Below are 15223 nucleotides of genomic sequence, written 5' to 3'. Positions count from 1 at the left end.
TGCGCGTTCGCCGCCAAGCAGACAGCACCGAGCCCCCGGAGGCCCCGCCTTGAGCGACCAGCCGTACGCGCACCTGCACGTCCACACCGAGTACTCGATGCTGGACGGTGCCGCCCGGCTGAAGCAGATGTTCAAGGAGGTCGACCGCCTCGGCATGACCCATGTCGCGATGACCGACCACGGGAACATGTACGGCGCGGCGGAGTTCCACCGGCAGGCCAAGGAGGCCGGGATCACCCCGGTGATCGGCATCGAGGCATACGTCGCGCCCGAGGCCCGGCACAACACCAAGCGCATCCTCTGGGGCCAGCCGCACCAGAAGAAGGACGACGTCTCCGCCTCCGGCGCGTACACCCACAAGACCATCTGGGCCCGGAACAAGGAGGGCCTGCACAACCTCTTCCGCCTCTCCTCCCGCTCCTACGCGGAGGGCTGGCTGGTCAAGTGGCCCCGGATGGACAAGGAGATCATCGCCGAGCACGCGGCCGGCCTGATGGCCTCCACCGGCTGCCCCTCCGGTGAGCTGCAGACCCGGCTGCGCCTGGGCCAGTTCGACGAGGCACTGAAGTCGGCCGCCGAGTACCAGGACATCTTCGGCAGGGAGAACTACTTCCTGGAGCTGATGGACCACGGCCTCGACATCGAGCGCAGGGTGCGCGACGGCCTGATCGAGATCGGGAAGAAGCTCGGCATCCCGCCGGTCGTCACCAACGACTCGCACTACACCACCGAGGCCGACGCGACCTCGCACGACCTCCTGCTCTGCGTCCAGACCGGCAAGAACCTCTCCGACCCGGACCGCTTCCGGTTCGACGGCAGCGGCTACTACATCAAGTCCGCCGCCGAGATGTACGCCGTGGACTCCTCGGACACCTGGCAGGAGGGCTGCCGCAACAGCCAGCTGCTGATCGCCGAGCGGGTCGACCCGAGCGGCATGTTCGAGTTCAAGAACCTGATGCCGCGCTTCCCGGTCCCGGAGGGCTTCGAGACCGAGGACGACTTCTTCCGCGCCGAGGTGTGGAAGGGCATGGACTGGCGCTTCCCCGGCGGCTACGACGAGGAGCACCGCCGGCAGGCCGAGTACGAGATGAACACCATCTGCCAGATGGGATTCCCCGCGTACTTCCTGGTCGTCGCCGACTTCATCATGTGGGCGAAGAAGAACGGCATCGCGGTCGGCCCCGGCCGTGGTTCGGCGGCCGGCTCCCTCGTCGCGTACGCGATGGGCATCACCGACCTCGACCCCATCCCGCACGGCCTGATCTTCGAGCGCTTCCTCAACCCCGAGCGCGTCTCGATGCCCGACATCGACGTCGACTTCGACGAACGCGGACGCGCCGACGTGATCCGCTACGTGACCGACAAGTGGGGCGCCGACAAGGTCGCCATGATCGTCACGTACGGCACCATCAAGGCCAAGGCCGCCATCAAGGACACCTCGCGCGTCCTCGGCTACCCGTACGCGATGGGCGACCGGATCACCAAGGCGATGCCGCCGGACGTGATGGGCAAGGGCATCCCGCTCTCCGGCATCACCGACTCCTCGCACCCCCGCTACGGCGAGGCGGGCGAGATCCGCGGGCTCTACGAGAACGACCCGGACGTCAAGAAGGTCATCGACACCGCGCGCGGCATCGAGGGCCTGATCCGCCAGCCCGGTGTGCACGCGGCCGGTGTCATCATGTCCGCCGAGCCGCTGACCGACCACATCCCGGTCTGGACCCGGCACACCGACGGTGTGACCATCACCCAGTTCGACTACCCCACCTGCGAGGGCCTCGGCCTTCTCAAGATGGACTTCCTCGGCCTGCGGAACCTCACGATCATGGCCGACGCGGTCAAGGCGATCGAGAAGAACAAGGGCATCAGGATCGAGCTGCTCGATCTCGAACTCACCGACCGCACGACGTACGACCTGCTCTCGCGCGGCGACACGCTCGGCGTCTTCCAGCTCGACGGCGGGCCGATGCGCTCGCTGCTGCGGCTGATGAAGCCGGACAACTTCGAGGACATCTCCGCCGTTCTCGCGCTGTACCGACCGGGCCCGATGGGCGTCAACTCGCACACCAACTACGCGCTGCGCAAGAACGGCCAGCAGGAGATCACCCCGATCCACCCCGAGCTGGAGGCTCCGCTCAAGGAGATCCTCGAGCCCACCTACGGCCTGATCGTGTATCAGGAGCAGGTGCAGAAGGCGGCGCAGATCCTGGCCGGCTACTCGCTCGGCCAGGCCGACCTGCTGCGCCGGGCGATGGGCAAGAAGAAGAAGGAGATCCTCGACGCCGAGTTCATCCCCTTCCAGAAGGGCTGCCGCGAGCGCGGCTACTCGGACGCGGCGATCCAGGCGGTCTGGGACGTCCTGGTCCCCTTCTCCGGCTACGCGTTCAACAAAGCGCACACCGCCGGGTACGGGTTGGTCTCGTACTGGACCGCGTACCTCAAGGCCAACTACCCGGCCGAGTACATGTCGGCGCTGCTCAGCTCGGTCAAGGACGACAAGGACAAGTCGGCCGTCTACCTCAACGAGTGCCGCAAGATGGGCATTCAGGTGCTGCCGCCGGACGTCAACGAGTCGGACGCCGACTTCACGGCACACGGTGACGACACGGTGCGGTTCGGCCTCACCGCCGTCCGCAACGTGGGCGGCCCGGTGGTGGAGTCGATGATCCGCACCCGGAAGTCGAAGGGGAAGTACAGCTCCTTCCCGGACTTCCTGGACAAGGTCGAGTCGGTGGTCTGCAACAAGCGGACGGTCGAATCCCTCATCAAGGCGGGCGCGTTCGACTCGCTCGGGCACACCCGCAAGGGGCTCACGGCGCAGTTCGAGCCGATGATCGACAACGTGGTGGGCGTCAAGCGCAAGGAGGCCGAGGGCCAGTTCGACCTCTTCGGAGGCGACGCCGTCTCCGACGAGCCGAGCTTCGGCCTCGACGTGGTCTTCGCCGAGGACGAGTGGGACAAGTCCTTCCTGCTCACCCAGGAGCGCGAGATGCTCGGTCTCTACGTCTCCTCGCACCCGCTGCACGGCATCGAGCACGTCCTCGCCGACAAGGCCGACTGCGCCATCGCCGACCTGGCCGAGCGCCCCGACGGCTCCATCCTGCAGATCGGCGGCATCATCTCGGGTCTCCAGCGGAAGATGACCAAGCAGGGCAACGCCTGGGCCATCGCCACCGTCGAGGACCTGGCGGGCTCCATCGACTGCATGTTCTTCCCCGCCAGCTACCAGCTGGTCTCCTCCCAACTCGTCGAGGACGCCGTGGTGTTCGTCCGCGGCAAGCTCGACAAGCGGGAGGACGTGCCCCGGCTGATGGGCATGGAGCTGTCCGTACCGGACCTCTCCAACTCGCACGCCGACGCGCCGATCGTCATCTCGATCCCCAGCGGGAAGATCACTCCGCCGCTGGTCGCCCGCCTCGGCGAGGTGCTCACCCACCACAAGGGCAACACCGAGGTACGGCTGCGCCTCGAGGGCGCCCGCCGGACCACGGTGCTCCGCCTCGACCGGCACCGGGTCAAGTCCGACCCGGCCCTCTTCGGCGACCTCAAGCAGCTGCTCGGCCCGAGCTGCCTGGCGAGCTGAACACGGCCCGGCCCCGGCGGTCTCAGGACTGCCGGGGCCGAGCCGCGGTTCTCAGCTCCAGCGGTAGCGGAGCTTCAGGTTGTCGACGACCAGGTTGAAGCGCGCCCGGTCCAGTGCGCAGGCCTCACGGCGCATGCCCTCGTCGTGCACGCGCATCACGCGGTCCAGTGCCACCCAGGAGTCGCGCCCGGTGCGGTCCCACGGGCCCGCGCCGATCGGCACCCAGTCACGGTCGTGGTCGTGGCCCTTGCTGGAGAGCATGATGGCGAGCACCGTCCCCTCGGCCTCACGGGCGACCACCAGCACCGGCCGGTCCTTGCCGCGCCCGTCCCGCTCCTCGTAGGGCACCCACGTCCAGACGATCTCGCCCGGGTCCGGGTCCCCGTCATGGTTGGGCGCGTACGCGGTCCGGACGTGCCCCATGTCGTAGGGCTCGACCTCGACGGTCGCGGTGGGGCCGCTACGGCCCCGTGCGTTCTGGTCCTGATTGATCAACTCGGCCACGCGGACAACCTAGTGACCAGGTGGCACGCAGATCAAGGTCCGGGCTCCGCCAGTAGGTCACCGAACAGGATTTGAGTACCCCAGGGGCGCGGGGAACTGCGCGCAACGGTAGGGCACAGGTCGTCGCCTTCCGGTTTCGCGCAGTTCCCCGCGCCCCTAGGGGGTTACCCCTGCCTCACACTAAAGGGCCAACTCCGTTGGGAGCGCGGCGCTCAGGGCGGCAGTGAAGGCCGAGACGGCCGGGTGGGCGCCGGCTCCGCTGCGGAAGGCGACGGCCGTCCGGCGGCACATCGACAGCTTCGTCAGCAGCACGCCGCCAGGCAGGTCCACCGTGCCGAGCTGGGGGACCAGGGCGACGCCCTGGCCGGCGGCGACCAGGGCCAGCATGGTGGCGAAGTCGTCGATCCGGTGGCGGATCCGGGGAATGAAACCGGCGGCCTGGCAGGCGCCGACGGCCATCGCGTGGCAGAGCGTCCTGGGGGTGGCGACGATCCACGGCGCCTCGCGCCAGTGGCCGAGGACGGCGGTGTCGGTGCCCGCCGGGCCTCCGGGGGTGGCGGAGGCCAGGTACATCGCCTCGGTGAACAGCGGCCGGGTCTCCACTCCCGGCTCCTCGGGGCCCGGCGCGAAGTCGTGGTCGTGGACCAGCGCGATGTCCAGCTCGCCCGCCCGCAGCGCGTCGGCCACGGCGGCCGAGTCGAGTTCGGAGACCATCGGTTCCAGCCCGGGATGCTCGCGGAGCAGGGTGGTGAGCGCGGCCGGGATGACCGCTCGCGCGGCGGACGGGAAGGTGCCGATCCGCAGCGGGCCGGCCAAGCCCTGGCGGGCGCCCGCCAGTTCGGCGGTGGCCTGCTCGAGCCGGTCCAGGACGGCCTCGGCGTGGCGGACCAGTCCTTGCCCGGCGGGCGTCAGCGCGACCCGGCGACCGGTGCGTTCCAGCAGCGGCACCCCGGCCTCCCGCTCCAGTACCGAGAGCTGCTGGGAGACGGCGGACGGGCTGAAGGACAGCGAGCCGGCGACGGCGGCGATCGTGCCGCGGTGGGCCAGTTCGCGCAGCAGGCGCAGGCGTCGGACATCGAGCATAAGCACACCTTACGAGAACCGTCGGAAATATGAACTGGACCTGCAAAGGGTGCGGCCGTCAGGCTCGATGCCATGGACTTGCACGGGATCTATGTGCCGCTGGTGACACCGTTCACGGACGGCGGGGAACTCGCCGCCGGGGCCCTGGAGCGGCTGGCCCACGAGGTGCTCGACGAGGGAGCCGCAGGGTTGGTGGCCCTCGGTACGACCGCCGAGGCGGCCACCCTGGACGACGCGGAGCGGCGTACGGTCGTCGAGCTGTGCGCCCGGGTCTGCCGCGAGCGCGGGGCCACGCTGATCGTGGGTGCCGGGAGCAGTGACACCCGGCGCAGCGCGGAGGCCCTGGCCAAGCTCGCAGGAGCGGATGCCGCGCTGGTGGCCGTCCCCGCGTTCAGCCGCCCGGGCGAGGAGGGGGTGCTGGCCCACTTCGCGTACCTCGCGGAGCGCAGCCCGGTGCCGCTGATCGTCTACCACATCCCCTACCGCACCGGGCAGACGCTGAGCGCGGCGGCGCTGCGCCGGCTCGGCGGCCTGCCCGGGGTGGCGGGCGTCAAGCTCGCCGTGGGCGGGGTCGACCAGGCCGCCATGGAGCTGCTCGGCGACGTACCGCCGGGCTTCGCGGTGCTGGCCGGTGACGACCTGTACCTCTCGCCGCTGCTGGCCCTGGGGGCGGCGGGGGGCATCCTGGCGGCGGCGCACCTGGCCACCGGACGGTTCGTCGAGCTGGCGGAGGCCTGGGGCAAGGGGGACGCGGAGCACGCGCGCGCCCTCGGCCACCGGCTCGCGGCCATGGCCGGAGCGGCCTTCGCCGAGCCCAATCCGACCGTGATCAAGGGCGTCCTGCACGCCCAGGGCCGGATCCCCAGCCCGGCGGTACGGCTGCCGCTGCTGCCCGCGGGCCGGGCGTCCGTCGACCACGCTTTGGAACGCCTCGCCGCCCTGGCCTGCTGAGAAGGCATGATGGGCACGTGCGGGCCGTGATCGAGTACAACACTGGAGGAGAAGTCGGATGAGGATCGGCATCGTAGGAGCCACCGGTCAGGTCGGCGGCGTGGTCCGCAACATTCTGGCGGAGCGCGAGTTCCCCGTGACGCAGCTGCGCCTGTTCGCCTCGGCCCGCTCGGCGGGGCGGACGCTGCCCTGGCAGGGCACCGAGATCACCGTCGAGGACGCGACCACGGCCGACTACAGCGGTCTGGACATCGTGATCTTCTCGGCCGGCGGTTCGACCTCCAAGGCCCTGGCGCCGAAGGTGGCGGCAGCGGGCGCGGTGGTGATCGACAACTCCTCCGCCTGGCGTCGTGACCCCGAGGTGCCGCTGGTGGTCTCCGAGGTGAACCCGCAGGCGATCGCCGACCGCCCCAAGGGCATCATCGCCAACCCGAACTGCACCACCATGGCCGCCATGCCGGTGCTCCGGCCGCTGCACGACGAGGCCGGGCTGACGGCGCTGATCGCCACCACCTACCAGGCGGTCTCCGGCAGCGGTCTGGCCGGTGTCGCCGAGCTGCACAGCCAGGCCCAGAAGGTCGTCGAGTCCGCCGACCGGCTCACCTTCGACGGTGAGGCCGTCGAGTTCCCGGAGCCCGGCGTGTACAAGCGCCCGATCGCCTTCAACGTGGTGCCGCTGGCCGGCGCGATCGTCGAGGACGGCTCCTTCGAGACCGACGAGGAGCAGAAGCTCCGCCACGAGTCCCGCAAGATCCTGGGCATCCCCGAGCTCAAGGTCTCCGGCACATGCGTGCGCGTCCCGGTCTTCTCCGGCCACTCGCTGCAGGTCAACGCCCGCTTCGAGCGCCCGATCAGCGTGGAGCGCGCGTACGAGCTGCTCGCGGACGCCCCCGGGGTCGAGCTCTCGGAGATCCCGACCCCGCTGCAGGCGGCCGGCAAGGACGCCTCGTACGTCGGCCGGATCCGCGTGGACGAGACGGTCGAGAACGGTCTGGCGCTCTTCCTCTCCAACGACAACCTCCGCAAGGGCGCTGCTCTCAACGCCGTCCAGATCGCCGAGCTGGTCGCCGCAGAGCTGAGCTGAGCTGACTGAGCCGAGCTGACACCGCGACGGCCCTGCCCCGACTCGGCGAATGCCGGGGGCAGGGCCGTCGTCGTTCGATCAGCAAGCCGTGTACGCGGTGACAGCGGCTCAGGAGACGGTGACCGGGAGCTCCTGGGAGGCGGCGTCGCCGGTCCACTTGTCGCCGGGGGAGTACCACTGGTAGTCGCCGGAGCCGGTGGCCCTGACCTCGGCGGTGACGGTGCCGGAGGCGTCCGAGGTGGCGGTGGCCACGGTGGTCCAGAGGTGGCTGCCGCGCGGGCGGAACTGCAGGTAGGCCACGCCGTCCTGGTAGCCGTGGTACCTGTTGTCGCTCCAGAACGACCGGGCCAGCCAGCCCTGGATCTTCAACTCCTGCCCGGCACCCGCCTGCTGGGGGACCCCGGAGCCGGCCAGTCGGGCCGCCCGCTTGAGCGAGAAGCCGCCCGCCGTCGGGCCGACGAAGCGGTCGCCGTCGTTGGCCTGCACCTTGAGGTCGACGAACCAGGTGCCGGCCTCGTCGTTGAAGATCTGCTTCTTCGACGGATCGACCGTCACCGTGCCCCGGCACACCGACTTCTGCGCGGACACCGCCGTGCAGCGCATCGGGCCCGCCTTGAGCACCCCGTACGTCGGGCCCCAGACGCCGATCGGGTCGACCGACCTGATCCCCGAGTCGTCGGTGGCGGTCACCACCACCGGGAAGGTCACCGGGCCGGCCGGGCCGAGCAGGATCGAGCGGCCGTCGTTGACGGTGACCGAGGTCACCGCGGTGTCACCGCGCGAGCTGTCCGTGGCGATGGTGGGTACCAGCAGCACGCCTCCCGCCGCCACGGCGGCCACCGCGCACAGCACCACAGAACTCTTACGCATGATCCCTCAGTATCGCCGCAGCCCTGAGGGCACCGTACCAAGCATGATCCGGCAGGACGGTTCGCCGCCCGATCGGGGGGTAAAGGAGTGCCCAACGGTCGTGCGGACCGGGGCTCGGCGCACGCGCCGGCGTTGCCGTCCGGCAGCCCGGCGCCCCTCGACGGCCGAGCCGACCGGGAGAAGAGGTGCGGAAGTGGACCGCTGCGTTGTCCTCGTGGACGCCGGATACCTGCTGGGCGCCGCCGCCAGCCTGCTCGCCGGGGAGCCCTCGCGCTCGCGGGTGACGGTGGATCACACCGCGCTGATCGCCGCGCTGCGTGAACGGGCCGAGGCCGAGACGGGGCTGCCGCTGCTGCGGATCTACTGGTTCGACGCCGCCCCCGAGCGCCGCCCGCTGCCCGAGCACCGCCGCCTGCGGGTGCTGCCCCGGGTCACCGTGCGGCTGGGCGCGCTCACCCGTGCCGAGGGCCGCTGGGTGCAGAAGGGCGTGGACGCCGCGATGCATGCCGAACTCACCGAGCTGGCCCGCAACCGGGCCTGCGCCGATGTGGTGCTGGTCACCGGCGACGGTGACCTGCTGCCCGGCATGATGTCCGCCAAGGAGCACGGCGTGGTCGTCCACCTGTGGGCGCTGCAGGCCGCCGACGGGGACTTCAACCAGTCCGAGGACCTGGTCGGCGAGGCCGACGAGCGCCGGGTGCTGGACCGCGAGTGGATCGAGCAGTGGGTCCGGCCGCGCGAGCTGCCTGCCACCTTCCCGACGCCCGGGCCGCGCCACGAGATCGCCAAGATCCTCGCCGCCCCGCCCGCCCCCGCCGGCCCGGTGGCCCCCGCCGAGCCGGCCGCCCAGGCCCGCCCGGTCGCCGCCCTGAAGGTCGTCCCGACGCCCAAGGACCTCGCCGTACGGACCGCCGCACCCGCGCCCGCCTCGCTGGTCCTGCGCTGGTCCTCCGAGCGAGGCTGGGTGGAGAAACCGGGCAGCGAGACCACCACGGCGGGCGACGGCCTGCCGACGCTCGCCCAGCTCACCACCGCCGAGCAGCGCTGGGCCGACCGCGAGGAGGACATCACCTCCATCGGCGGCGACGCCCACGAGGTCGGGCAGGTCTTCGCCCGCCGCTGGCTGGACCGCCTCGGGCCCGTCGAGCGGCTCACCGCCCTCTGGGGCGACTACCCGCGCATCCCGCACCGCCTCGACGGCGAGCTGCTGCGCTACGCGGCCCGCTTCGGCCTGCTGGCGCACAAGGACGACCAGATCGACGAGCACGACCGGTACGCGATCAGGGCCGGCTTCTGGAAGGAGCTCGGGACGCGGGTGCCGGGCGGCGAACTGGTGGTGGCGGAGGACCGGACGGTGTAGAAGGGGCGCTTCCCGCCCCCTTGTCCGGTTCTGCTCCGCCAGCGCGTAGAGTCTTCGACCGTGAGCGACACCGACCGGCGGGAACCACAGGCCGCGCCGCCTGGCGACCTCGGCGGTCCCGGCCACCACGCCGGTCAGTGCTGCACCGTACGAGGCCTGGCCAAGAGCTACCGCAGCGGGACGGCCCAGAGCAGCGGGACGGCCCGGATCCGGGCCAACGACGGCATCGGCCTGGACATCCGGCGCGGCGAGGTCTTCGGCCTGCTCGGCCCCAACGGCGCCGGCAAGTCCACCCTGGTCCGCCAGCTCACCGGCCTGCTGCGGCCGGACCACGGCAGCATCGAGATCCTCGGCCACGACATCGTCCGCCACCCCGAGCGCGCCTCCCGGCTGCTCGCGTACCTCGGGCAGGAGTCCACCGCGTTGGACGAGCTGACCGTGGCCATGGCGGCCGAGACCACCGGACGGCTGCGAGGCCTGAGCCGGGCGCAGGCCCGAGCCGCCTCCGCCGAGGTGCTCGCCGAGCTCGGCCTGGAACCGCTCGCCGGCCGCCCGGTCGGCAAGCTCTCCGGCGGCCAGCGCCGCCTCGCCTGCTTCGCCGCGGCCCTGGTCGGGGAGCGTCCGCTGCTGGTCCTGGACGAGCCGACCACCGGCATGGACCCGGTGGCCCGCCGCGCCGTCTGGTCGGCCGTCGACCGCCGCCGGGCGGAGCGCGGCACGACCGTCCTGCTGGTCACCCACAACGTCATCGAGGCGGAGACCGTCCTGGACCGGGTCGCCGTGCTGGACGAGGGCCGGGTGATCGCCTGCGACACCCCGGGCGGGCTGAAGGCCCTGGTCGACGGCGACGTCCGGCTCGACCTGGTCTGGCGCACCGAGGCCCCCGTCGAGGTCCCCGCCGTCGCCCGGCTCGCCGAGCGGGCCGAGCGCACCGGCCGCCGCTGGACCGTCCGCACCACCCCCGAACAGGCCCGCGAACTGGTCGCCGCCGTCACCACCGGGCCGGCCTTCGCGGCCCTGGACGACTTCACCCTGGCCACCCCCAGCCTGGAGGACGCGTACCTCAAGCTCGGCGGCCGGCACGGAGGACTGGCGAAGTGACCCTCCTCGACGCCCCCGTGGCCGCGACGGCCGCCCCGCTCGCCCCCGCCGCCCGCCTGCTGCCCTCGCTGGCCGCCGTCTACCGGGCGCAGCTGGCCAGGGCCAGGGTGGCCCGCATCCCGCTGCTCTTCGTCGCGACCTTCCAGTCGCTCGGCATCCTGGTGATGATGCGCGGCGTGGTCGACCCGGGCGACAACCCGGCCGCCCACTCCGTGGTCGCCGGGTCCAGCGTGCTGGTGGTCGCCTTCGTGGCACTCAACCTGCTCGCCCAGTACTTCGGCCGGCTCCGCGCCACCGGCGGCCTGGACTTCTACGCGACACTGCCCGTCCCGCCCGCCGCCGTGGTGCTGGGGGCGGCCGGTGCGTACGCCTCGTTCACGGTGCCCGGCGCCCTGCTCACGGCGGGTGTGGGCGCGTGGATGTTCGGCCTGCCGTGGGCGCACCTGTGGGTGCTGCTGGCGGTCGTCCCCCTGGCGGGCGCCGCGCTGGCCGGGCTCGGCGCGGCCTGCGGGCTGCTGGCCCCGCGCCAGGAGATCGCCACCCTGCTCGGCCAGCTCGGCATGTCGGCGGCGCTGCTGCTGGGCGTCCTGCCGGTCGGGCACCTGCCGGAGGCCGTGCGATGGCTGCGCGACCTGCTGCCCTCCACGTACGGGGTCGAGGCGTTCGCCCGGACCTTCACGGCGAGCCCCGACTGGACGGCCGTCGCCGGCGACCTCTCGGTCTGCGCGGCCGTCGGCCTCGTCTCGCTGGCCCTGGCGACCTGGGCCTACCGCCGGGCGACCACTCGCTGAGGTCCTGATCCATCTCTCACCGGCGAGTCGTGAAACGATGGGCCCCGTGACCGTACCGAACACACCTGCGGGTCCTGGCGCCGAGCCGACGCCCGACGCGAACCCCTACGCCGTGGGCCCCGACCTCCAGCCGCTCGCGCGGGAGCGCAGGCCGCTCCTGCCGGAGCTGCGGATCGCGGTCCTGACGACGGTGGCCTGCGTCCTGCTCGGCGTGGTCGTCGGCCTGCTCTGGCTCTGGCTGGCCCCCCGGGTGATGCTCGTCGCGACCAGCGACGCCATCCGGTACGTGGACCCCGAGGGCGAGCAGCGGGCGGGTGCGGACAGTGTCTTCGCGCTGCTCGGGCTGGGGGCCGGGGTGCTCACCGCGCTGGTCGCCTTCCTGCTGAGCCGCGGCAGGGGCGGCGGTGTCGCGGTGGCGGTCGGGCTGGCCGTGGGCGGGCTGGCGGGTTCGCTGGTCGCCTGGCAGGTCGGGATGCGGCTGGGGCCCGGTACGGACGTGATCGCGAACGCCAAGCATGCCGGGCAGGGCGTGGAGTTCAGTGCGGCCATCGAGCTCGGGGCGCGGGGCGCGCTGCTGGTGTGGCCGATGACGGCGATGGTGCTGCTGCTCGCCCTGTCGGCGGCCTTCGGCAAGCGGGAACAGGACCCCCCGCCCTACTGGGCAGGCCCCCAGTGGTCGGACCCGACCCCCGGCTCCTCCCCGAAGCAGCAGGACGGCGACGCCCCCACCCCACCGGCCTAGCGTCCATCAGGCACGCGGGGCTCACCAGGAGCACGGGGTTCATCAGGGGCGCGGGGAACTGCGCGAAACGGCAGACCGGGAGCCGCACCTGCCCGCCGGGCCTAAGTGGCACCGCCTCACCGGTAGGGCACGAGGTGCAACGTGCCCGCCGGGCCCGGCTGACCGCAGGCGCCTTCCGTTTCGCGCAGTTCCCCGCGCCCCTGAATGGCTCGCCCGACCTGACAGGGTCCCCCGCGCCCAGATGGCTCGCCCGATCTGTCAGCGGCCGATGGGGGCCGTCCGCGCGTTGGTGAGCGTGATGAGGTCGGCGGGTGCCAGTTCGACCTCCAGGCCGCGGCGACCGGCGGAGACGTACACCGTGGGGTGGTCCAGCGCGCTGGAGTCCAGCACCGTCCGCAGCGCCCGCCGCTGACCGAGCGGCGAGATCCCGCCCAGGACGTAGCCGCTGCTGCGCTCCGCGGCCGCCGGCTCGGCCATCGCCGCCCGCTTTCCGCCGACCGCCGCGGCGAGCGCCTTGAGGTCCAGCTGCCCGGAGACCGGCACCACGCCGACCATCAGCGTCCCGTCGACCTCGGCCACCAGCGTCTTGAACACCCGGGCCGCCGGAATCCCGAGGACCTCGGCCGCCTCGCCGCCGTAGGAGGCGGCCGCCGGGTCGTGCTCGTACGCGTGCACGGTGAAGGGCACCCCGGCGGCCTCCAGCGCCACCGTCGCGGGCGTGCCCTGCCCGCCCCTCTTCTTCGCCATGTCCGTGGTCCTCAGTTCGGGCTGAACGCCTGGCGGGTCAGGTCCGCCGCCGGCAGCGAGGGCAGCCAGGCGAGCAGGGCCGTCTCGCGGCGCAGCAGTTCCAGCTCGGTGGTCAGCCGCTGCGCGGTGTCCGCGCAGGCCAGCAGCTCCTGCTTGACGGGGGAGGGGAGCACCGAGGCCGCCGCGACCAGGTACGAGAGCACCTGCGGGTCGGTCGGCAGGTCCTGCTCGCCGGCCAGGCTGGCCTCGCGGGCGCCCGCCAGCCGCTTCTGGTAGGCCCGGAACGCCCGCTCGACCCCGGCCGCCAGCGCGCCCGCGCCCTCGCCGGGCTCCTCGTCCATCGGCTCGATCTCGCCGACCAGGTACGGTCCGTCGACGTCCACCGAGCGCAGCCGGAACCGGGTGGTGCCGGTGACCAGCAGCTCGTACTGGCCGTCGGGCTGCTCCTGGGCGGAGGCCACGTCGGCGACGCAGCCGACGTGGTACAGCGCCTCCAACGGGTCACCCGTCACCGTGCCGAGGCCGTCCAGCGGGCCCGCCGGGCCGTGGTTCTCGCGGACCGGTGCGACCTCCCGGCCGTCCTTGATCGCCAGTACACCGAAACGGCGCGGCTGGTCCTCCGGCTGCGTCAGCAGGTCGGCGACCAGCCGCCGGTAGCGCTCCTCGAAGACGTGCAGGGGCAGCACAAGGCCCGGGTAGAGGACCGTGTTGAGGGGGAAGAGCGGGAGCCGTTCAGTCACGGCGCACAGCGTAGTTGTCCGGAGGCCCACCGCGCTCCGAGGTATTTCGGCCGGGCACCGAAGCCGGGCACCGTCAGCCGCGCTGCAGCATCCTTGTCGCGCCCGCGACCACCGTGGTCGCCAGCACCCAGCCCGAGACCACCAGCGCGGCGGCCACGTACTGCCCGGTCCGGTCCGGGTTCCAGCCGTCCTGGCCGAGATTGACCACCGGCAGCACCTTGCCGAGCGCGTACAGCACCGGGTTCCAGTGCGGTTTCTCGTCGGCCTTCAGGGGCTCCGGCTCGTGCCCGCTGAAGTACGCGGTGCCCAGCGCCCAGGCCAGCACCAGCCAGAGCGCCGCCCGCCCCGGCCGGTAGCCGTAGCCGACCGTCACGTCCTGGAGCAGTCCCCAGAGCCGCCCGGGCAGCGGCAGGGTCGAGCGCCGCCGTCGCTGCTTGGCGTGCTGGACCTCGCGGGCGTCCTCGTCCCGTCCGTCCCGGCGCAGCGCCGCCGCCAGCTGCTCGTACGGCTCCGGCTGGTACTCGCCGAGCGCGTCCTCCAGCCAGGCGATCCGCTCCTGCACCGTGAAGGGCCGCTCGGGCCGGAGCGATTCGTACGTGAAACCGGTGAGCCCGACATGGCCGTCCCTGGGCCAGCTGTGCGGGGCGTCGACCAGATTGCCCACCTTGGCGCGGGAGAGCGAGACCTTGCCGCCCGGCGGCTTGTGGCAGGTGAAGCGGAGTTCGGGGGTCTGGACGCGGCGGAGCGAGAGTTCCTGGAGGGGGGAGAGGTGGAACTCGGCGTGGGTGATCAGGCAGGCGTTCTCGAACTTGCCGTCGACCATCCGGACCCCGCCGTAGGCCCGGAACGGCGTGCTCGGGGTCTCGGCCAGGACCGGCGCGGCGCCGTAGCCGTCGCCGTAGATGGTCCGCGAGTCGGTCCAGCCGCCGTCGAGGGAGCCGCCCAGGTAGAGCGTGTTGCCGACGCTGATGTGGGCCATGTTGAGGCAGTAGCGGTCGGGCCCGGCGGCGCGCAGCTGGGCGCCGCGCAGCGAGAACCGCCCGCCGATCCGGCTGGTGCGCAGGCTGATCTCGCCGAAGACGTGGATGCGCTCGGCCTCCAGATCCTGGTGGATGGTGATCCCGTCGGCGGCCAGCGCGCGACCGTACTGGTCGCCGCCGATGGTGGCCTGGTTGAGCAGCAGATCGGTGCCGATCTTGGCGTCGGTGAGCCGGATACCGTGCGGGACGACGCAGCGGGCCAGATGCAGATCACCCTCGGTGGCCAGCCGGGACGCCTCGATCCGGGGTATCAGGCAGCGGATCAGCCGCAGGGTCTGGGCCCGCGCCTCGGAGATCAGCACCTTCTTCTCGAACCGGCAGTCGGTCAGCTCGACGTACTGCGTGATGGTGGCGCCGGCCAGCCTGAGCGAGCCCGCGATGTACGCGCCGGTGAGCTTGAGGCTCGTCACCCTGGCGGGCGCCGGGCCGGGGCCGTTGAGCAGCAGCGTGGCCAGCACCTCGGCGCGAATCGTCCGCTCGGCGGGCCAGTCGGGGCCGGCGACGACGTCGTCCACGGCGTCGTCACCCGTGCGCAGGTCGTAGTAGCGGCCCTCCCGAAAAGCCTCCCAGAGCCCCCGCTCGGTCGCCGTCCAGTCCGCGGGCGCCTGCTCCACCCGTTCCTCCCCC

13 protein-coding genes are annotated in these 15223 nt (G+C 72.2%); 7 read left to right on the top strand and 6 right to left on the bottom strand.

Features of this window, described 5'->3' with window-relative positions; translation table 11 throughout:
- Positions 1–49 precede the first annotated feature (49 nt).
- Positions 50–3583, top strand: coding sequence for a DNA polymerase III subunit alpha (gene dnaE, locus FB465_RS07575; RefSeq protein WP_145788798.1), 3534 nt, complete (start codon positions 50–52; stop codon positions 3581–3583).
- Positions 3584–3634: 51 nt separating this feature from the next.
- On the opposite strand, the gene FB465_RS07570 is transcribed toward dnaE, so the two are convergent.
- Both FB465_RS07570 and FB465_RS07565 read right to left on the bottom strand, forming a co-directional pair.
- Positions 3635–4087 (bottom strand): type II toxin-antitoxin system PemK/MazF family toxin, encoded by a 453-nt coding sequence (locus tag FB465_RS07570; RefSeq protein WP_246192561.1) that lies wholly within the window; start codon positions 4085–4087, stop codon positions 3635–3637.
- A 180-nt stretch (positions 4088–4267) separates the two neighbouring features.
- Positions 4268–5170, bottom strand: coding sequence for a LysR family transcriptional regulator (locus tag FB465_RS07565; RefSeq protein WP_145788797.1), 903 nt, complete (start codon positions 5168–5170; stop codon positions 4268–4270).
- Between the two features lie 72 nt (positions 5171–5242).
- Between FB465_RS07565 and FB465_RS07560 the strand changes: the two genes are divergently transcribed.
- Positions 5243–6121: a dihydrodipicolinate synthase family protein gene (locus FB465_RS07560; protein ID WP_145788795.1), complete on the top strand. Its 879-nt coding sequence runs from the start codon at positions 5243–5245 to the stop codon at positions 6119–6121.
- A 58-nt stretch (positions 6122–6179) separates the two neighbouring features.
- The gene (locus FB465_RS07555) at positions 6180–7205 is read left to right on the top strand and encodes an aspartate-semialdehyde dehydrogenase (RefSeq protein ID WP_145788793.1); all 1026 of its coding nucleotides are present in this window, start codon (positions 6180–6182) and stop codon (positions 7203–7205) included.
- Between the two features lie 108 nt (positions 7206–7313).
- On the opposite strand, the gene FB465_RS07550 is transcribed toward FB465_RS07555, so the two are convergent.
- Positions 7314–8075 (bottom strand): hypothetical protein, encoded by a 762-nt coding sequence (locus tag FB465_RS07550; RefSeq protein WP_145788791.1) that lies wholly within the window; start codon positions 8073–8075, stop codon positions 7314–7316.
- 193 nt (positions 8076–8268) lie between these two features.
- On the opposite strand from FB465_RS07550, the gene FB465_RS07545 reads away from it, so the two are divergent.
- From FB465_RS07545 to FB465_RS07530, 4 genes are all read left to right on the top strand, one after another.
- Complete coding sequence (locus tag FB465_RS07545) at positions 8269–9435, top strand: NYN domain-containing protein (RefSeq protein WP_145788788.1); 1167 nt, start codon at positions 8269–8271, stop codon at positions 9433–9435.
- A gap of 156 nt (positions 9436–9591) precedes the next feature.
- On the top strand, positions 9592–10536 hold the full coding sequence (locus tag FB465_RS07540) for an ABC transporter ATP-binding protein (RefSeq protein WP_145797196.1): 945 nt from the start codon (positions 9592–9594) through the stop codon (positions 10534–10536).
- The gene (locus FB465_RS07535) at positions 10533–11327 is read left to right on the top strand and encodes an ABC transporter permease (RefSeq protein ID WP_145788787.1); all 795 of its coding nucleotides are present in this window, start codon (positions 10533–10535) and stop codon (positions 11325–11327) included. The genes FB465_RS07540 and FB465_RS07535 overlap by 4 nt, the downstream gene beginning before the upstream one ends.
- Before the next feature lie 46 nt (positions 11328–11373).
- Positions 11374–12069, top strand: a complete 696-nt coding sequence (locus FB465_RS07530; RefSeq protein ID WP_145788784.1) for a hypothetical protein — start codon at positions 11374–11376, stop codon at positions 12067–12069.
- A gap of 258 nt (positions 12070–12327) precedes the next feature.
- Here FB465_RS07530 and ybaK read toward each other — a convergent pair whose 3' ends face one another.
- The 3 genes from ybaK to FB465_RS07515 all read right to left on the bottom strand — a co-directional run bounded on the left by ybaK (position 12328) and on the right by FB465_RS07515 (position 15210).
- Positions 12328–12816 (bottom strand): Cys-tRNA(Pro) deacylase, encoded by a 489-nt coding sequence (gene ybaK / locus FB465_RS07525; protein WP_145788781.1) that lies wholly within the window; start codon positions 12814–12816, stop codon positions 12328–12330.
- Between the two features lie 11 nt (positions 12817–12827).
- Positions 12828–13556: an LON peptidase substrate-binding domain-containing protein gene (locus FB465_RS07520; protein WP_145788780.1), complete on the bottom strand. Its 729-nt coding sequence runs from the start codon at positions 13554–13556 to the stop codon at positions 12828–12830.
- Positions 13557–13629: 73 nt separating this feature from the next.
- Entirely contained in the window at positions 13630–15210 is a 1581-nt protein-coding gene (locus FB465_RS07515; RefSeq protein ID WP_211785737.1) for an oxidoreductase, read from the bottom strand.
- Positions 15211–15223 lie beyond the last annotated feature (13 nt).

It is taken from the genome of Kitasatospora atroaurantiaca (assembly GCF_007828955.1).
GTDB lineage: Bacteria > Actinomycetota > Actinomycetes > Streptomycetales > Streptomycetaceae > Kitasatospora > Kitasatospora atroaurantiaca.
This window is presented reverse-complemented; position numbering and strand designations above follow the sequence as displayed.